15 protein-coding genes and 1 riboswitch are annotated in these 19,965 nt (G+C 44.0%); of the genes, 9 read left to right on the top strand and 6 right to left on the bottom strand.

Annotated elements, in window-relative coordinates:
• Positions 1-384: 384 nt before the first annotated feature.
• From LP667_RS14480 to LP667_RS14470, 3 genes are all read left to right on the top strand, one after another.
• On the top strand, positions 385-1,764 hold the full coding sequence (locus LP667_RS14480) for an amino acid permease (RefSeq protein WP_021732163.1): 1,380 nt from the start codon (positions 385-387) through the stop codon (positions 1,762-1,764).
• Positions 1,765-2,198: 434 nt separating this feature from the next.
• Positions 2,199-3,623 (top strand): Na+/H+ antiporter NhaC, encoded by a 1,425-nt coding sequence (gene nhaC, locus LP667_RS14475; protein WP_021732162.1) that lies wholly within the window; start codon positions 2,199-2,201, stop codon positions 3,621-3,623.
• A 39-nt stretch (positions 3,624-3,662) separates the two neighbouring features.
• Positions 3,663-3,980: a hypothetical protein gene (locus LP667_RS14470; RefSeq protein WP_021732161.1), complete on the top strand. Its 318-nt coding sequence runs from the start codon at positions 3,663-3,665 to the stop codon at positions 3,978-3,980.
• A gap of 88 nt (positions 3,981-4,068) precedes the next feature.
• Here the strand turns inward: LP667_RS14470 and LP667_RS14465 are convergent, their stop codons facing one another.
• Positions 4,069-5,169: an SIS domain-containing protein gene (locus LP667_RS14465; RefSeq protein ID WP_056988451.1), complete on the bottom strand. Its 1,101-nt coding sequence runs from the start codon at positions 5,167-5,169 to the stop codon at positions 4,069-4,071.
• A 1,183-nt stretch (positions 5,170-6,352) separates the two neighbouring features.
• A riboswitch (purine riboswitch) is annotated at positions 6,353-6,451 on the top strand.
• Positions 6,452-6,525: 74 nt separating this feature from the next.
• Here LP667_RS14465 and ade point away from each other — a divergent pair.
• Both ade and LP667_RS14455 read left to right on the top strand, forming a co-directional pair.
• Positions 6,526-8,220, top strand: a complete 1,695-nt coding sequence (gene ade, locus LP667_RS14460) for an adenine deaminase (protein WP_021732159.1) — start codon at positions 6,526-6,528, stop codon at positions 8,218-8,220.
• A 116-nt stretch (positions 8,221-8,336) separates the two neighbouring features.
• Positions 8,337-9,005 (top strand): MmcQ/YjbR family DNA-binding protein, encoded by a 669-nt coding sequence (locus LP667_RS14455; protein ID WP_021732158.1) that lies wholly within the window; start codon positions 8,337-8,339, stop codon positions 9,003-9,005.
• Between the two features lie 392 nt (positions 9,006-9,397).
• Here the strand turns inward: LP667_RS14455 and LP667_RS14450 are convergent, their stop codons facing one another.
• Together LP667_RS14450 and LP667_RS14445 are read right to left on the bottom strand one after the other, a co-directional pair.
• Positions 9,398-9,577, bottom strand: a complete 180-nt coding sequence (locus tag LP667_RS14450; RefSeq protein WP_021732157.1) for a hypothetical protein — start codon at positions 9,575-9,577, stop codon at positions 9,398-9,400.
• 3 nt (positions 9,578-9,580) lie between these two features.
• Positions 9,581-11,419: a heavy metal translocating P-type ATPase gene (locus tag LP667_RS14445; protein ID WP_021732156.1), complete on the bottom strand. Its 1,839-nt coding sequence runs from the start codon at positions 11,417-11,419 to the stop codon at positions 9,581-9,583.
• A 766-nt stretch (positions 11,420-12,185) separates the two neighbouring features.
• On the opposite strand from LP667_RS14445, the gene LP667_RS14440 reads away from it, so the two are divergent.
• On the top strand, positions 12,186-13,853 hold the full coding sequence (locus LP667_RS14440; RefSeq protein WP_056988450.1) for a BCCT family transporter: 1,668 nt from the start codon (positions 12,186-12,188) through the stop codon (positions 13,851-13,853).
• A 1,028-nt stretch (positions 13,854-14,881) separates the two neighbouring features.
• The gene (locus LP667_RS14435; RefSeq protein ID WP_021731075.1) at positions 14,882-15,523 is read left to right on the top strand and encodes an SGNH/GDSL hydrolase family protein; all 642 of its coding nucleotides are present in this window, start codon (positions 14,882-14,884) and stop codon (positions 15,521-15,523) included.
• A 208-nt stretch (positions 15,524-15,731) separates the two neighbouring features.
• Here the strand turns inward: LP667_RS14435 and LP667_RS14430 are convergent, their stop codons facing one another.
• Complete coding sequence (locus LP667_RS14430; protein WP_021731074.1) at positions 15,732-16,160, bottom strand: hypothetical protein; 429 nt, start codon at positions 16,158-16,160, stop codon at positions 15,732-15,734.
• A gap of 182 nt (positions 16,161-16,342) precedes the next feature.
• On the opposite strand from LP667_RS14430, the gene LP667_RS14425 reads away from it, so the two are divergent.
• Complete coding sequence (locus LP667_RS14425; RefSeq protein ID WP_056988607.1) at positions 16,343-16,588, top strand: YdeI/OmpD-associated family protein; 246 nt, start codon at positions 16,343-16,345, stop codon at positions 16,586-16,588.
• A 117-nt stretch (positions 16,589-16,705) separates the two neighbouring features.
• On the opposite strand, the gene LP667_RS14420 is transcribed toward LP667_RS14425, so the two are convergent.
• Together LP667_RS14420 and LP667_RS14415 are read right to left on the bottom strand one after the other, a co-directional pair.
• A complete protein-coding gene (locus tag LP667_RS14420; RefSeq protein WP_021731072.1) occupies positions 16,706-17,221 on the bottom strand; it encodes an HIT family protein in 516 nt (171 codons plus the stop codon).
• Positions 17,222-17,402: 181 nt separating this feature from the next.
• Positions 17,403-18,323: an aldo/keto reductase gene (locus LP667_RS14415; RefSeq protein WP_021731071.1), complete on the bottom strand. Its 921-nt coding sequence runs from the start codon at positions 18,321-18,323 to the stop codon at positions 17,403-17,405.
• 1,285 nt (positions 18,324-19,608) lie between these two features.
• Between LP667_RS14415 and LP667_RS14410 the strand changes: the two genes are divergently transcribed.
• Positions 19,609-19,920 (top strand): metal-sulfur cluster assembly factor, encoded by a 312-nt coding sequence (locus LP667_RS14410; RefSeq protein ID WP_021731070.1) that lies wholly within the window; start codon positions 19,609-19,611, stop codon positions 19,918-19,920.
• The last annotated feature ends 45 nt before the right edge of the window (positions 19,921-19,965 follow it).

Below are 19,965 nucleotides of genomic sequence, written 5' to 3'. Positions count from 1 at the left end.
ATAGACCTGAGCCGGTTTTTGGCATGTGTTCTAATCATGGTATATAAAAAAAGTGACAATATCCTTTATGAGTAAGAATACTAAAGGTCTATTAGGAATTAAAGCCTCAAACATAAAAAGTAATTATTATTAGCGATACTCAAACAATGACCAATCGAAGCCCATTATTTTACCTGGAACATGCAAAATAACACTACAATTACAGCTATGATAGCGATTACAGCGTCTTAGTGCGCTTTAGAAAACAAAGTATAGTGACCTAGATTGTGTTTGAATCGGTATCTAGTAGTTAAAAACACCAACTAAGTGAAAGCTAAGGTCGTGCTATAATAGCAAAACATTAAGATTTAGAAACAAAGCCATTAGAAATTGTGGAGGGATCTTATGAAAATAACTAACGCTGATGGTACGGTCCGGGCGCTTAGCAACCGGCATGTCCAGATGATTGCAATTGGTGGCACGATTGGGACAGGATTATTTCTTGGTTCAGGTAGTACGATTTCAAAGACGGGACCGTCAGTCATGTGGGTGTACTTAGTGTTAGGATTTTTCTTCTTTTTGATGATGCGGGCAATCGGTGAGATGTTTTATTCAGACCCGACACAACATACGTTTGTCGCGTTTATTTCCCGATATTTAGGGCCAAGTGTTGGTCATTTCACGGGGTGGACCTATTGGATCGGTTTGATTTTTGTTTGTATGGCTGAACTGACTGCAACGGCCACTTATGTTAAATTTTGGTTGCCGAATGTACCAGCGTGGCTGATAGAAATTGGCTTTTTGTTAATTCTTGCAGGAATCAATTTGACGGCTGCTCGGTTATTTGGAGAGGCTGAATTCTGGTTTGCGATGATTAAGATTGTTGCGATTGTTGCGCTGATCGTTACCGGTATTTTCATGATGGTCGGTCATCACCTGACACCTTTAGGACAAGCGTCAATTGGTAATTTATTTCATAATTATCAAGTCTTCCCCCATGGATTAACCAATTTTATCTCAGCATTTCCAATGGTCTTCTTTGCTTTTCAAGGGATTGAATTTGTTAGCATTACAATTGGTGAAGCCAAGAATCCTCACCGGGTCATTAAAAAAGCGGTTAATGAAACATTGTTACGGATTTTGCTGTTTTACATTGGTGCGTTGATTGTGATTATGGGAATTATTCCGTGGACGTCGTTGTCACCGGATAGTAGTCCCTTTGTGCAAGTTTTCAAGTTGGCAGGGTATCCGGCTGCGGCGGCGATTATCAATTTTGTCGTCTTGACTTCCGCTGCATCGTCATTAAATAGTTGTTTATTCTCAGCGGGGCGACATTTTTATCAATTAGCCACTGAAATGCCGGCGACGAGCCATATGCATCAAATTTTCGGCAAGATTTCTAAGAGTGGCGTACCAGCACCAGCTATCTTGTTATCCGCCGTGCTAGTGTTAGTAACACCAATTATGAGTTTGAGTGCCGCAACCACGGCAGTTTTCACAGTAGTTACAGGGATTTCTAGTGATATGTACTTGATCGTCTACACGTTGGCGATGCTGGCTCACCGCAAGTATCGGTTGTCTGACGACTATCTAGCTGACGGATTTAAAATGCCGGCTTATCGCATTACGAGTCCGTTAACAATTGCGTTTTTTGTCCTCATTTTTGCTAGTCTGTTCTTCATTCAGGCTGACATTGTGGGGGCCATCGGGGCAATTATTTGGACATTAATATTTGGTGGTGTCACTTTTGCACACCAAGCACGGTTACGGGCGTTAGCTAGATAGCGATGGTGAGAAAATGATTAGAAAATGACTTGACGGTGAGAAGCGATGGTGGTATTGTTAATCACAAGTTAATAAAAGTACGCTAACGTTACATCAAGTAAACATAGTTGTGGGTGTCAGGAAGCCGGTGGTTGCTGCGAACCGGTCAGCTGCTATGGTTGAAATACGGTAACCGAGTTTCGATCGAACGGGTAATAACTAGAACCGTTATCTTCTAGTGAGTGGTGGATTAATGATTTAATAATCTGCAACCTGGGTGGTACCGCGACTAGTCTAATCGTCCCTGTTGTTCATATGAACAATGGGGACGATTTTTTTTGATGAAGAGGATGAAGATAATGACTAATCAGCGTTGTGGTGGGATTGCACGATATTGAAATTTTAATGATGCGCGCTTGTCACTGAAATTTTATGAATCGAAGGGGTTATGAATCATGAATAAAACGAAAGCACCACAAATTAGTACAGTAGAAGCTGTAATCGTCTTATTAGTTGTTTTGGGAATTATGAGTGCGGGCGTGATTGGCTGGGGGTTATCACCCCAAGTGCCAGTATTACTAGCCATGGGTGTTGTTACTGCTTGGGCCATGCTTCGCGGGTTCCCGTGGTCAGCTGTTAATGCCGGCATCAAAGAAGGTATTGACAAAGGTATCGTCCCAATTTTTATTTTTATTCTAATTGGCGCGATGATTTCAACTTGGATTGCGGCAGGGACGATACCAACCCTGATGGTGATTGGGTTTAAAATCATTAATATTCAATGGTTTTTGCCATCAGTCTTCATTGTTTGCACACTGGTTGGAGCAGCTGTTGGGAGTGCCTTTACGGTAACGTCAACTGTGGGAATTGCCTTCTTCGGTATGGGCGTCACCATGAATTTAAACCCAGCTTTGGTTGCTGGGGCGATTATCAGTGGTGGCATTTTTGGAGATAAACTATCGCCACTATCAGAAACGAATAATCTGGCTTCCGCAGTAGTTGATACTGATCTTTTTACGCACATTAAGCACATTTTATGGAGTACATTACCGGCTGGCCTAATTTCACTCGGATTATTCGCCATGCTTGGACATAGTAATACTGGGACAAGCTTGGCCAAGATTAATCAGACAGTCGCAATTCTAAATGGTCATTTCAGTATTTCAGCGTTGGCACTCTTACCAATTGTCCTAGTCTTTGTTTGTGCCGGGTTTAAAATGCCGGCCATTCCAACGATGTTATTAAACATCTTTGTTTCAGCTGGATTAATCTTGTTTGAACAACCACAACTGTCAATGGCGAAGTTAACGGCTATTATTAATACGGGCTTTGTTTCGAAGACTGGGAATACCAGTGTTGACACGTTACTTTCACGGGGGGGCATCGTTAGTATGATGAGCATGGTGGCCCTGATTGTTGTTACCTTATCCTTAGGTGGCTTATTGGTCAAATTTGGGTTGATTAATCAAATTATGACACCGGTCGCCAAACATTTGAATAGTGATGGTAAGTTAGTGTTGGCGGGTGTGTTAACTTGCATTGGTGTGAACGTATTTGTTGGTGAACAGTTTCTCTCGATTATTTTGCCAGGCCGGGCTTTTCGCAAAGCGTTTAATGACGGTGGCCTCGCTGGCAATGCGCTTGGCCGGGTACTTGAAGATGGTGGTACGGTTATCAATTACTTGGTACCGTGGGGCGTTGGTGGTGTCTTTTTAACCACGACACTGGGGGTACCGACTGTTCAATACTTACCATTTGTTTTCTTCAGTCTACTATGTCCTATCATTTCGATAATCAGTGGTTTCACTGGTATTGGAATGGCACATTTGAATCAGCAATCTGCAGTCAAGGCTAACCATGTTACGGCCACGGAAGCCTAGGTACTGTGGCATAATGATTGGCTCAAAAGGAGGCGCTTGATGGCAGCTGAAATCGTGACTTTGTGCGGGTCTAGAAAATATGCGGGTGTGTTTAAAACTGTGGCACGCACTTTGAGTAAACGAGGAATCATCGTATTAGCGCCAGTTTTTAGTGTTGATATTGCAACAACGGCAACTATCCAAGGCTTACGGCGAACGCATTTTAAAAAAATTGACTTGGCGGATGCAATACTGGTTATTGACGTGCACGGCTACATTGGCGAACAGACCAAACAAGAAATCAAATACGCCCGAAGGCAGCATAAAAAGATTTGCTACTACTCAGCTATGAAAGCGGGTGGAGCCGGCGTTGACTAATCAGGATAAGGCAACAGTGTGTCCTAATAAAATGACCAGCATCGATGAATGTCGATACTGGTCATTTATGATTTTATTGAATGGTGCACTATAGCAAGTTAATTGCCGTTTGAAAGTCCTCGTACATCGGATGATTGAGGTTGATTCCTCGTGATTTGGCAATAAACCAGGCCAAGACTTGGAATGGGATAATAGCGAGTAGCGGTGCTTTATAGGGATCAGTGACAGCTTCAAGTTGCAAAGTTTGATCATCATTAACGGTTGGTTGATCACCAGTGAGACTGATAGTATAAATATGCGGTGTTAATCGTGCTTCGTACTTTTTAACAGCTTGTAATTGGGCCATCACGGCAGGGTCCGTATTAATCTCAATATAAAACTGACAATGATTTTCATGGGTGCCCATAAAGCCACCATGGGTGAATGATGCGAGCGAGTAACCATGTGTTGGTACGCGTAAGATTTCGGTAAACTTAGCTTGCATTTCAGCGAGTGTCCCAGCTAAAACATTGGCACCGATGCTAGTAAATTGTGGGGCATTGGTGAAGTCGATTGTAAACTTGCGATAGAAATCGTTGGCTCGCTGGACAGTGAGATTCATGTTTTCAATCAAAAAGCTGAATTCGTCTAATTCTTGGTTGGCGGCTAATTCGGTTAGTATGTTACGATCCGTAGCACTCCTAACGGCTAATAACATAAGTGTTAGAACGATTGCTTGAAAACTTAATGTGATGTACGGAACAGTTTCTTTACCAGTTAGTAAATCGCAAGTTGCATCAGCAATCTCTGTAAGCGCTGTATCTTTCTGATCAGTAATTATGATAGTATGTGCATTACTGTTAGTACGCGCTTTTTTAATAGCTGCTAGCATGGTGGGGTCGTTTGCTGTCAACGAGATACCGATGATGACATCAACGCTTGGATCGGCTTCCTCATAAGTAAGGTAGAAATCGGCAGCGGCGACGGTCACTTGTAAGGCGGCCGTTTTTTGCATATACAGGCGGGCGGTATTGGCTGCATTAATTCTAGAACCAGTTGCGAGTATCAGCCAATGCTGTGGATGTTGGGGTGTGTCTGCCAAAGCGTCAGTGATTTGGCGTGGATAACTTGACAACAAGCGCTCTAAAACTGGTTGCTCACGACGAATGTAAGATAACATTGTCGGATTGTTCATCATCATCAAAATAATCAGCTCCTTAAAATGGTTATGTAGGTTAAGCTAGTTTTATTGTAAACGTAAATGAACTGATAGTCAGTAAAATAATGCTTAAAAGCAGTAATGTGAGGCGTAAAGTTCATCCGCGGTTGGTCTTTAGCGGCACACGCAGGATATCAACTGATACGCATTGCGCTAGTTAATTTGTCATGAATCATGATTAAAACGTGTCAATTAGTTGGATTACTGTTCGTCAGCAATGCGCGTCCTATGCCGACTTCCGGGGCTGGGTGCCAATTGCTGGAACGTAGCCGACGTCGATTTGAGCTAACGCCCAACCCGCGTCATCTCAAATGCGAGTCTTATTCTAAGCCGGAAGAAATTCACTTCCAGCTAAGAATAATTTGGCTACTGAGCATTGTCACCCAGCCCCTCCAGTCTGAAAGCCTGTGAGGGGCCACGGGTTGAAAACGAGCACGTTTCGGTAGGCCAATCGAATAGATGATTGCAGTTACTGCCAATCCAAATAATTGCATTTTAAGCTGCTGTGCTATGAAACAACGACTAATTTAACCAAAGTTGATCCCATCAATAACTGCCATTCAAATACAATTCCGACTGGAAGGTATTTTTGACAATGATCAGTGATTTAAGAGTGTGCGGTTCAGACGGGTTGGAACTGAGGATTAGCCTAGCTAGGGCGTTAAGCGACGGGCTTCCGCTTGGCGTCATAGCGTCCCTAACCGAAAGTCCTGGTCTGACCCGAACACGTTTCGTCAATATGGCATTAGGGCGTGGAAGACCAGTATTTGAGACGTGGGCTTCGGCTCAAATCTGTGTCCACCACGTTCCAGCAATTGGCAGGAATGCTTGGAAGCCGGTGTAGGAGGCCCTAATCAAGTAATTTTTCGCTAAATTGCACTTTTTTCAGTGGGACTCAGCCAGTAGCCTTTTAAACTTAGAAATGGCACGTTTTTAATCATGATTTATACTAAATAATAACTAGCACAATGCATTCAACCGATATATTATGCTAATTAATCTGGCATGAACGGTGATTAAAACAGGCCAATGCATCAGATTAAAAGTAGCCAGTGATAAAATACTGGCAAAAGTTCAGATTAAGCTTAGTCAGCACGTCTTACGTCGACATCCAAGAATTGCTGATTATTGAAACTTGCATCCGGGTTGAAAGGCTGGTAAAGTAAAGAACAATTTATCAACATAACAAATTGCCTATATAATGCCATGATATGGATGGCGAGTTTCTACCCAGTACCGTAAATACTGGACTATAAGCGAATTGAGTCGACGGGTCCACACTGCTTAATTTGCCGTGTGGGCCCGTTTGCTTTCTCCGTAGGCATGACTAGTGAGGAGAAAATAACGATGACGAAGACAGTTGAATTAGTGATTACCGGTGCGCAGGTGTTAAATGTTTATACTCGTGAATTTGAAGCAACTAGTTTGTGGATCGACCATGGTCGAATTATTAGTAATTTACGTGACGAACCGTACTTGGCAGACCAGCGGGTAGATGCGACTGGTCAGTGGATCGTTCCCGGTATGATCGATGCACATGTGCATATGGAGAGTTCAATGGTGGCACCTAGCGAGTTGGGAAAAGTCTTGTTACAGCACGGTGTCACGACGATTGCGACTGACCCCCATGAGCTCGCTAATGTTGCTGGCGTTGCTGGTATTCAGTACCTAATTGATGATGCGCGGCAAACGCCACTAGATGTCTGTTTCATGTTACCGTCATCGGTGCCATGCGTTCCCTTTGATGACAATGGGGCGACCTTGCACGCTACTGATTTACATCCTCTTTATCAACAGCCAGAAGTGCGCGGCTTAGCAGAAGTGATGGATTATGGGGCCGTTGCGCGTGGTGATGTTGATACTTTAGCCAAAATTAGCGATGCGTATGCCCATGGCTATCATGCAGATGGGCACGCCGCCGGTTTGGATGCGCATCAGCTCAATGTGATGCGCAATGCGGGCTTGGATACTGATCACGAATGTATGACAGAGACGGAAGCATTAGATCGCGTTAAGGCTGGGATGTACGTCTTTTTACGCGAGGGGACGGTTGAACGTGACGTCTTGCCGACGATTGGGGCAGTGACCGAAGCTAATGCGAGCCGGTTTGCTTTTTGTACGGATGATAAGACGATCAGTGACCTGATTACGGAAGGATCGATTGACGCTAACGTGCGTCTAGCGATTCAAAGTGGCATGCGTCCTGAACTAGCTTATACCCTGGCTAGCTTGAATGGGGCGACTGCTCACCGGTTAAGCGATCGCGGCAGTCTAGTGGCCGGACAATTGGCTGACCTGGTAGTCTTAGATGATATTGAACACGTCAGAATCGCGCGGACGATGAAACGTGGTCAGTGGGCATTACCAGATGATACGAAGCCATTGCCGTTTACAGCGACGCGTGTTCAGCAACATGCAAGTGTGACTGACCTTCAGTTACCACTACCGATGGGGGCTGCTAATGTGATTGGAATCCAACCGAATCACATTGAAACGGATCATCTAACGTTCCCAGTTGTTGCTACTCAGAATTTTGAAGCAGATTGTCAACGCGACGTCTTAAAAATGGTTGTTATCGAGCGTCATCATAATACGGGCAAGGTGGGTGTCGGTCTGGTTCACGGTTTTGGCCTGAAGCACGGTGCAATTGCTGGTACGGTGGCTCATGATGCTCACAATATTGTCGCGGTTGGAACATCAGATAAGGCGATTTTACGGGCTGTTGAGCAGATTACACGCGATAACGGTGGGATTGCGGTCGTTGATGATCAGCAAGTGTTAGCGACTATGCCACTTGCCATTGGTGGCCTATTGTCGACGGCATCTTATCAAATGGCTGCTAAACAGTTGGCAGGGCTTAAGCAGGCTTATGAGGTCATCAGTGAACAGCCGCTCAGCTTTGATCCGTTCATTACGCTTTCGTTTTTGACGTTACCAGTGATTCCAACGTTAAAACTAACGGCACGAGGCTTATTCGATTACGCGACCTTTGATTTTATTACGGTTGCCCAATCAGCGACGCCAACGGTCGCCCATAAATAGCGAGTGGTCGGGCTCACAGTTGGCACTAAGACCAATTTAAGTCATGACTGCAGACAACGATTTTCTTTGGTAAAATTAAATTAATATCAAGGGAAGATGAAGTTGGAGGCACAGTGATGGCAACGGTTAAGTTTGAAAATAAACGTGTCAATATGAGTAAACTCAGTCAGTTTGGTTTTGAACCCAATCAGGGTGGCCGTTATCAATTTCGGACACTAATCATGCAAGGTCAGTTTGAGCTAACGCTGACGTTGAATGTCGATGATGGTCTTAATACGGAATTAACCGATACTTCGACCGGTGAAGCGTACGTTTTACATCTGGCACCCCGCGCTCAAGGTCAGTTTGTCGGTCAAGTCGTGCAGGCTTATCAGGATGTCTTGCATAAGGTCGAACAGGACTGTTACGACAACGATGTTTTTAAGTCGTCTCAAGAGCGAAATCTGATTACTCAGATTAAGGATTTATATGGTGATGAACTTGAATTCTTGTGGTCTAAATTCCCACAGAATGCAGTTTGGCGGCGCGCCGATACGCATAAATGGTACGGTGCGTTATTGACGGTTACTACCGATAAGCTAGCATTGCCAGGAGCGACACATACTGTGACAGTACTAGACTTACGGGCACGACCAAATGACTTGGTGACGCTGATTGATGGCCAACATTATTTGCCAGGTTATCATATGAATAAAAAACATTGGTATTCAATTGTGCTTGATGATACTGTGCCACTTGCCACAATTATGGAACGAGTCCGGGATAGTTATGCGCTGGCCAAGTAAGTTTTGCGTGCAGAGCTGTATGAGAATGGACGACCTATCCTTAAATTTCAGTATTAACAATTTGAGTGTGGGATAAACTGAACGATTTTTGGTGCATGTTTTTGCCACCATTGACATGAAAAATAAAACGCGTAAATTACTCGGTTGGCTTTGAGTAATTTACGCGTTTTTAGGTTTGGCCCCAGCTCTGAATGATAAGTGAAATAAGCTACCGTAGTTATGAGGTTGAACCGAAAATTAACATGCCGCTTTAAAGTTAAAAAGTCAGCCGAGTCTCGCTGAAAAATTATTTAGTGTCAATCTTTTTCCCACATCAATTTCCGGCTGAGATAATTACTGAGAGCTGGACGTGGATGCCTAAATGTTGACTCGACTAGTTGCTGGTGACTGGTCTATTGTGATGCGTGGTGGCGGCTGCGGTACCAATCAATGGTCAGTGTTAATAGCATGTAAGCAAAATCAACGAGAATTGCTTCTTTTAATGGTACGTTGAGTAAAACGACCGAAACAAACGTCAAAACGACAACAAACGTCAGTGCTGATTGTGCCCACCGTAAAAGCCATTCTGGCATAGTCTAATTCACATCCTTTGTCATGGGCTTAGTTGGTGTGATGACTGGTTGTGGCCGATCCCGTAATGCACGTAGCGCCCAAAGAATCGAGACCGTATCAACTACTTCTTGAAGCATAGCCCCAAAGAGTGCTGGGATGATGCCGGTACTAGCAATGAGCATTAGAATTGTACAGATGGCAATACCAATCCAAACGGCTTGTTTGGCCACTTGCATGGTGTCCTTAGCAATACGAACTGCCGTGACGACGCGACTGAGATCATCTTTTAAAATGACGACATCGGCTGATTCACTAGCAGCAGTTGAACCATGGGCCCCCATAGCGATCCCAACGTCGGCTACGGCTAGGGACGGAGCATCGTTAACGCCATCACCAACCATGATAACGGGACGTTCGCTCGCTAGCACGGCTTTTAAATGCGCAATCTTGTCTGCTGGTAACAGGTCGGCGGCAACGGTATCGATCCCGACGCTTTCTGCAATATGATCAGCAATAGCCTGTTGGTCACCAGTGAGCATCATGACGTTTTGAACGCCTTCAGTGTGAAGTGCTTGTAGAGTGGCAGCTGCTTCGGGGCGAACGTTATCGATAAATGTGATATAGCCCGCGTATTGATCATCAATGCCAACATAGATAGTGGTGGTAGCAAGTGGTTTATCAGTCGTGGCGGGGGCAACGAATTTAAGTTTGCCTACTTTGACTTGTTGCTGGTCGATCGTTGCCGTGACCCCGTTGCCCGTGACTTCTTCTAATTGTGTTGCCGGGCTAAGACTAATGGCATGCGCATACTTGACAAGTGAGCGAGCCAGAATATGACTTGAGTTTTGTTCAGCGCTAGCTGCGAGGTGTAGGATTTGTTCGGCAGTAAAACCAGGCTGAGGCACGATTTGATTAACTGTTAATTGACCACTGGTAATTGTGCCGGTTTTATCAAATGCGGCAGACTTGGCCGTGGATAATTTTTCTAGCATATCACCAGTTTTGACGACGATCCCATTACGACTCGTCCGACTCATTCCTGAGACGAGCGCAACCGGTGCGGCAAGGATCAATGGACAGGGTGAAGCCACGACCAAGACTTCAGCAAAGCGGTGGGGATCACCACTAAATGCCCAAGCCACTCCAGCGATGATGTATGCGACTAAAGTGAATGGGACAGCATACCGATCAGCTAGTCGTACGAATTTTGCTGGCCGTGATTCGGATTCTTTGACCAATTTAACTAATTGTTGGTATTGACTGTCAATGGCTAATTTATCGACAACCATCGTGACGGCACTGTCGCCGTTGACCGCCCCGGACATAATGTCATCACCGACGTGTTTATCGACTGGCTTAGATTCACCCGTCAATGATGATTCATCAAAGAGTGCCGTTCCTTGAATGAGGTGTCCGTCTACTGGGACTAGCTCACCAGGCTTGACGACTAGTTGGTCGCCGATTTGAGCATCCTCAACGGCAATGTCGGTTAATTGGCCGGCAACTAAGCGGTGCGCAACGCGTGGTGAATTATCGAGCAAGGCTTTCAATTCTGTATTAGCCCGTTTGGCCGCATAGTCTTCTAATGAGTCCCCCCCAGTAAGCATAATTAGAACGACTAGGCTAGCCCAATATTCACCAACGGCTAACGTTGCAACAATGGCCGTAATCGCTAATAGATCAACTCCATATTTGCCTGAACGCAGGGTTTTGATCATCTCAACTAACATTGACAGTGCCATTAATGACCCCATTAATGTAATGATGATTTGCGCTGCTAATTGATAGTGGAGCCCAAACTGTAAAACAACCGCAATGATACCGACGCTGACTGTTAATATCAATTTATAGTAGTGTCGCATGCAGTTCCCTCCTTTTGGATGATGGCGTTTTTTACTTGTTACAAGAATAACATGAAATCGATTTAATTGAAACAGATAAGAATGATTCTAAACTAAAAACTAATTATTACGAAAACTTTTGAATAGTTTCAGAAAAATTAGACCGTAAAAATCGGTATGACCCTTGATAAGCAAGGGCTAGGCGTCCTAAAACGGTTGATTTTACTTCTGATTTAATACTAGTATACTTATAGATGGACATTAGATATCAGAAAATACTGAAATCAGCATTTGTATAAGCCAACGCGCGCTGTGCAGGTGGTAACTTGTTACCCGGTACTAAGCGCTTTTTTGGTGCATCAAACAATTAATCTAACAATTGTGTGGTGAGCTTATCTGGTGATCCAAGGGGGTTATCTATTAGCAAGAGCAGTGTAACCATTAATCGTTACGTGGTGTGACGACGGTCGTGTGCTGAAGGCACGATGGTAATAGAAACACTAGCTAAACAAGATGAACACCAACGTCGATTAAGCAATTAAAAATCATTTGTCAGTATGGCGTTATCCGGATTCAACCAACGGAAAGAAGGAAATTCTGCTACTGATTTTGAGTTAGCACAAACAGAATGCGGATGACAATGCCGGCTAAACCTGATTCAGTCAGGGTGCTGAGTGCTTCGAGAATTAACTCGGAGGGGTGTACCGATTGCTAGTCGGAAATTTACGCGTGGGGACTACCTTCATGGTAGGAAGAACCACGAATTTGATCTAAATATAGAGAGTATATGCTCAGTAGCAGGTTTATTATTTTAAAAAGTAAGAATATTGATTGGTGGGTCTATTTACCAACAATTGGCCTCTTTGCGGCGGCCTCCGTTGTTTTATTAATGGGAGGGCATTCGCTAGAGACAAGTTTAAGTGGCATCTTGGACTGGCTCACAAATAACATGAGCTGGCTCTACATGTCGGTATATGTGATCACCTTTATCTTTTTCATTTACTTAGGGTTTAGTAAGTTAGGGAAGACCAAACTTGGTGATCCCGATGACAAACCGGAATTTTCAACGTATCACTGGGGTAGCATGGTATATGCGACTGGGATCGATGCCAGCATTTTAATGTTGAGCATGGTTGATCCATTACGGTACCTGCAAAGCCCTTCATTCGGCGTCAAGCCGTTTTCAACTTCTGCATATAATTATGCGCACATGCTAGGACAATTTAACTGGGGACCAATGGCGTGGATGATGTTTGCGCCAGCCACGATTGCAATTGCCTATGCGATGTATGTTAAACACGTCAAGGTTCAGCGGCTCAGTGCCGCGATTTCAGTACTACAAGGCCCGGGTAAGGGTAAGCAGATTGCCCGTAACACGATTGATTTTCTCGTTATTATTGGGATTATGGGTGGTGTCGGGACTTCAGTTGGGATGGAAATTCCCGTTATTTCAAAAGTTTTAAGTGCCGTAACCGGGATTGCTGATACGATGACACTGAAATTGGGTCTCTTTGCTTTACTGTTTGTGATCTTCGCTATGGCCGTTTTCAATGGTTTAAAGAAGGGGATTGGCCGGTTAAGTGCCGCGCATGTCTGGTTAGCGATTGGCTTCTTAATTGTTGTCTTGATCGTTGGTCCAACCTTATATATTTTAAACTCAGAAACTAATAGTATTGGCTTGTTTGTTAATAAATTCATTACTTTAAGTACTAATACGGCACCAAATGGGTACGCTACGGCCATGCAACGCCAGACGATTTTCTACTGGGGCTGGTGGTTATCCTTCATGCCGGTCATGGGCTTATTTATTGCTCGAATCTCACGGGGCCGGACAATTCGCCAAGTGCTCGGTGGCATGTTGCTATGGGGCTCATTAGGCTGTGTCAGTTTCTACGCCATCTTGGGTGGTTATGCCTTGTACTTACAACGGATGGGCATCGTTAACTTAGTTCATATCTTGAATACGCAAGGGCAAGCCGCCGTGATTGCAGCGGTATTGTCGACCTTACCGTTGAAGATGATTATGTTAGCTTTGTACTGTCTATCATGCTTTATTTTCTTGGCAACGACGGTTTCATCGTTTGCCTTTATCACCTCGTCATTTACTAGTAAAAAGTTGGCCGCGGGGGAACAACCAAGTCGTTTCAATCGGATGAGCTGGGTCGTTATCTTCCTAGTCTTCTCATTGGGGCTTGTCACGGTCGGTGGCTTTGAATCGATTCAGTCCATCTGTGCGATGTCTGGCTTCCCATTAACGATTGTCGCGCTCGTCTTACTGTACTCGATCCATCACGACTTAACGACCAATCCAGTCAAGGAAGCTGCGAAAGCCAATGCCAAAGCTGCTGAATTAGCGCGTCGGAAACGGTTAGCGCGTGACGTTGAAATCACAACTAAGACTGACTACGCACGTGAACGGCGAGCTGCTCGGAAACGTGAGACGGAAGCCGATTAGTGCTACTCAGTTGAACTAAATATATCAATTAAACTAGGCTCGTATTATGGATTTCCATAATACGAGCCTTTTAAGATTGGCCCACCTGTTTGAAATAATGGTAAAAAGATGCCTTTATTTAAAGTCAACAGCCACCAGCTTAGGCCCGCTGGAAACAGTTCGGGTTAGCGTAAAACTGCTTAGTTCGTTCGTCCTACGCCGACCTCCAGGCATTTCTGCCAATTGCTGGAACGCGGTGGACACAGATTTAAGCCGCAACCCACGTCTTAAATACTGGTCTTCCACGGCTTAATGCCATATTGGTGAAACGTGTTCGGGTCAGACTGAGACTTCCGGTTAGCTACGCTATGACGCCAAGCGGAAATTCACCGCTTAACCGCCCTAGCTAGGCTAATCCTCAGTCTCAACCCGTCTGAACCTCACACTCTTGCAATGCTGAGCATTGGCCGAAACGCCTTCCAGTCGGGACAGTATTCGAATGGCGGACGAAGATGTACCCAACTTTTGATGAATTTGTCATTGTTCTTCATAAACAGTAATTTTGTTAATCAACTGTTAGGTCGAAAAGATATTGGGATAGCTCGCTATTTCGGAATTACTATAGTAATAATAGAACACCTCAACAAAGTGGTTAGGGTAACCCTAACGTCTCGTTTAAAGTTCCGGTATCAAAATAGCCAACGGACAAATGCCCAAACCGCATTAATCCGTTGGCTAGACAATGCTCGGCTTCAACCCGTGGCTTGAGACTGGAGGGGCTGGGTGACAATGCTCAGTAGCCAAATTATTCTTAGTCGGAAGTGATTTCCTTCCGGCTTAGAATAAGACTCGTATTTGAGATGACGCGGGTTATGCGTTAGCTCAAATCGATGTCGGCTGCGTTCCAGCAATTGTCACCCAGCCCCGGAGGTCGGAATAGGACGCTCACCGGCTGACGAACAGAAAACCAACCCTAAAAGGCATCTTTCTACCATAATTTAGGTAAGATGGATTAGAATAATAGTGATGTAGTAAAGGGAGGATTGGCTATGGAACTTAACAATGGGCATGTTAGTTTTAAGCGGCCGGCGTGGTTAGGAGATTCGATTACGGCGAATAATGGATTGGCGACGGTGCATTATCATGATATTTTGGCGGCTGATTGGGACGTCGAGCGGAGCGACAATTTGGGAATCTCTGGTTCAACGATTGGAAGTCGCTATGATTCGATGTCAGCTCGCTATCAGGCTATTCCTAAGGATGCTGATTTTATTGCTGTCTATGGGGGTGTCAATGACTACGGTCGGGATCAGCCGTTAGGGCAATACGGCGATCATGATATGACGACATTTTATGGCGCATTGGCGGTGTTACTGACGGGATTACAGACGAATTGGCCGACCGTGCCGAAGTTATTTATTTCGGCGATTCATATTGGTTCTGATTTTGGCGGCAGTTTTAGTGCGGTGACTAACGGTCTCGGGTATCGCCAGGCAGATTATGAAGCAGCGATTGCTCAGATGACTGCGGACTATGGCGTCCCACATTTAAGCCTGTATCATGATGCGGGAATGACATTTGCCATCCCTGCCCAGGCAGCTATTTATTCGGTGGACACTTTGCATCCGAACAATGCTGGTCATCGCGTGATTGCACGCAAGCTGCAGTCGTTTTTGGATAGTCACTTTTAGGTTGGTGGTCAGCAATGGCATATTTGCTTGTAAGTAAAAGTAAGAATGCGCTAGAAGTAGTCTGCTCACAAGCAACCTTTTGGCGCACATTTCGACAATACTATATAGAAAAATTGTGTTCAGTTTCTTAAGAAGTCTTTTCTTAGGAAACTGAACACAATTAATTTGGTCCCAGACTCACTTATCTGAATCTGGGTGTCAAAATGAGCTACTTAGCTTTTTTCTTAGCCTTGGCCCCTTGCTTATGCTTTTGTTCGCGAAGCAAGTCTTTAAACGTTTCAATCTCATCAGTATGTTTAACCATCCATTCCTTGTAATTGGAATGTGAGTCTGTATCACTAATTTTAAGGCCAGTCTCTAACCAGAATAGTGCCTCGGTTAGTGAGCCGAAATTATGAAACCAGAGGGTGTGACCATTGTCAGAGTCCATGGCAACGTAAGACTTGTAATGAGGTGTTAAAAAGGTATGCTTAACAATTTTGAATGCGGCCCGGCGACGGGTTAATTTGTAATCTGGCAAGATGTAGCGGCCGGGATGGGCCAGATGTGGCACGGAATTTTTCCGTTGTTCTTTATACTCAGTCAGCATTGCTTTAGCGCGTTCGGCGCTGATGAGAGTAATATCAAATTTTGGCATAGCAGGGCTCCCCTTGGTGAATAGCAGTATGGTTGATCGCATTTGATTTTATTAGTCAAATAATAATACTTATACTATAATGATAGCGCAATTTCATAAAAATTCGAAATATAAAAACTTGAAAATTAGGGATTTTCCCTTTCTTACGGTAAACTTAATTAAAATCAATCGGAGGTTCAGTTATGAGTACAGCACCCCTCAGTTCATTTGAAAAAGATATTCCAGCAGTAGCCGCGTTGTTAGCGACGGATGCCGATCTAAGTGCGTTTTTTGCTGACTTAACACCGGGTTATCAGCGTGAATGGGCTCGTTTTATTTTTGGAGCTAAGGCACCCGCAACTAAGCAGCGGCATATTGAAGTCATGAAAACAGTCTTTCAGGCGGGGTATAAATCCAAACGGGCTTATGATAGTCGGCCCAATAAATAAACGAACTTTATTCATTCGAGTCGCTTGATTAGTATGAAAAAAACAATTTTCAGACATAATCAGGGCGTAAGCACAATTATCAATATGTGTTTGCGCCCTGATTTGATCTAGTCAACGTCAATTTTCGTGATTAACTAGCCCTGTTAGCCCCTGTAAGGCTTGTAATTCAGCTTGCCGAGCATTAAGCGAGACATCAATTGCTGTGTTGAGCGCGTACTTTAGACGGCTTAGACGAGGAGCATCGCGACTAACGTCGTCACCATACATCGTTTCTAATGGAGTCCACCAGACTGGCCCAGGTTTGGGTGTGTCGTTGTTATGGCGAGGAAACAAGTGCCAGTGAACGTGAGCATCGCCATTACCGAGTAATTCAACGTTCATTTTATCAGCATGAAAGGCCTGTGCGCAGGCTTCTTGGACAATACTCATCTCTTCAAGGTAAAGTAATTCTTCACGCCGCGGTAAATAATGCAATTCGGTGACGTGATATTTGGCTAAAAATAGTGTGTAGCCCTCAAAGTACTGGCTATCAGCAAGTACGACGTAGCCGGTCGTGAGCTCGCGAACGAAATAGGGATTCTGATGCGCTTGAATCAGCTTAATGCGGTCACAAATAGTACACGCGGATGTCAATTGATCGCCTCCTGAGTCTTAATAGGTTTAGTATAACGCTACCGGTAGCTAGCACACATGGGTTTTAACGGTAATCCTGAAATTCATAAGATTAAAAGCGACTGCCTGAGAATCCATTCGATTCTCAGGCAGTCGCTTGAGCTAGTGGAACTAGTATTTAAGGCTGATAGGCCGATTGTGATTAAGGTAAATCATTCCCCGCTGCGAAGTAAATATCATACCATTCTTGTCGAGTAAGCTTGATATCTGCGCCGGCGGCATTTTGAGCCAAGTGATCTGGATTCATGGTACCGAGAATAACTTGGAAGTTTGCTGGGTGGCGGAGAATCCATGCAGTGGCGATAGCTGATTTGGTAACCTGCTTTTCGTCAGCGAGGGCTTGCATTGCGGCATTAAGTTCTGGGAACTTTGGATTATCTAAGAAAATACCTGCAAAGTTGCCATATTGATAAGGTGACCAAGCCTGAATCGTCATCTTATGAAGCCGCGAGTATTCAATGATTTCGCCATCATGGTTAATACTACGTTCATCGTGCATGTTGGTATGCAGGCCAAAGTCAATGGCACCAGTATGCATGATACCAAACTGTAGTTGATTAATAATGAGTCGTTGGTTTAAGGCTGCCTGGAGCATTGCTACTTGCATCGGGTTAAAGTTAGATACCCCAAAGTGACGAACTTTGCCACTAGTTTGTAATTCATCAAAGGCAGTTGCGATTTCTTCGGGTTCCATCAAGGTGTCTGGGCGATGGAGTAGGAAAGTATCGAGATAATCGACACCTAAACGTTGAAGCTCGCCATCGACGGCTTCTAGCAAGTGTTGTTTAGAGAAGTCGTAACGTTTGCCGGGGACGATACCACCCTTAGACTGTATATAAAGCTGATCCCGGGTCACATGAGCTTGTTTGAGTGCTTGACCGAAGATGGTCGATGATTGACCACCGCCATAAATATCAGCTGAATCGATGTAATTAATACCTAAATTAACCGCGGTATCAAGAACCTTAGTAGCCTGCGCAACATCAAGAGCATCCATACGCATGATACCGAGTGCTACGGAAGATGCTTGAATGTTACTGTAACCTAAATTAATCTTTTCCAAGATTAGAAGCCTCCTCAATTTTGAATCTGATTTAAATTCAGTATACGTTTTTTGCTAGTTCGTGTAAACGGTTACGAATTTTAAGACATAGAGTTTGGACCAAAACTAGTCTTTTCTCAACAAACTGGTCGCAATTGTTGAAACGGGCGCCAAAAGGTTGCTTGTGCCGCTCTCGTGAGCAGTCCAGTATTAGTCGTTAGATTTAGAAAAAATGGTAAAGTAGGTAGTGTGTCACAATTGTCAGCGTGTATACGTCTCAGTCCAATTTTGTCGGTATCGAATAACAACCAGGCATTTAAGTATGATGGCGGGGTAGGGTGACTATTAATTTTGAAAACAAAAAAATAGAACCCAAGGCTTCTCTACTTGAGTTCTACTTATGAGGAATAATCCTGATTAGCAATGAAAAATTGTTCAGTGTTAATATGATACACCTTCATGCTATTCAATTTTACGCGTGTCCAACTTCTAACGGACTAACCCGTATTTATTGTAACTATCTGCTATAGTCGATCTAAAGTAAGGTTGTTACTTGATTGCGACTCGTTAGACGGGTTTTAACGAAAGTCAAACTCGCGTTTAAAACTTAGGAATGTCTTCGTAACAGACATACACCTCCGTTTAAACTTTGTAATACCTGAGTCTACAAATGGAACTGGTAATTTGGAACTAACAACTGGTCATCGGAGACACCTGTTTCCAACTAAAACTTAGTTAAAATCTGTACATCATTCTAATGCCAATTAATTCATGATAGTTATCGTTTATCCAAGGGTCAACGTTCAGTCATCCAACGCAATCTCACGACACTCGTTAGACCGATAACGCTTTACGGCGCTTAAAACGGTTTCGATAACGACCCAAACTGTAGGACTAGCTGTCTAACATTACAGCGACAGCCAAACTCATTTGAGAAGCTTTGCTAATCGAGGATTAATTCCTTTCCTCACTTAGTATAATAGCACAGATGGTAAGCGGTTACAACAAAAACAACCGCTAGTTTTGATAAATCTTTTAATGGCACCAAAACGCTGAATTAGCGGGCTTTCAAACGGATGGATTTTAAAATAGCGCGCGCTATGATGACTGTTGCCAACTATTTGGAGAGTCGGCTGATTAGGCTAATAATTGATTGAATATGCGTGCTGATATCGGTACAATAGAAATAGACAAGAAAGCGCTTTATGAACCGCATAGTTACCTTTAAAGTGTCAGTTATAGTGACACTTTAAAAGGTGATGTAATTGATTAATGCGTTCGAACTGAGATGAAGGGACGAGATACAATGACAACAACGTTTAAAGACCGGGCCTTCGAGGCGCTGGGACGTGTGATTGACCCCGAATTAGGAATTGATCTAGTTAATTTAGGATTGATTTATGATGCACAACTTACGGCGGAGGGGACCGCTGAGATTACGATGACCTTGACTATCGCTGGGTGTCCATTGACGGAATGGTTAGCCAAAGATATTCATGATGAACTTATAAAGTTACCGGAAGTCAAAAATATCGAAATTGAAATCGTGTGGGAACCAGCTTGGAATGAAAGTATGATGTCGCGTGAAGCCCGGATGGAGCTTGGTATTCACAGTTAAGCAAGCAGTCACTTTTAGCGGGGAGTTTGAGCAACAGCAATCAAG

The sequence above is a fragment of the Lactiplantibacillus paraplantarum genome, assembly GCF_003641145.1.
Lineage (GTDB): Bacteria > Bacillota > Bacilli > Lactobacillales > Lactobacillaceae > Lactiplantibacillus > Lactiplantibacillus paraplantarum.
The sequence above is the reverse complement of the archived record's forward strand: the minus strand, read 5'-3'. Positions and strand labels throughout refer to the sequence as shown.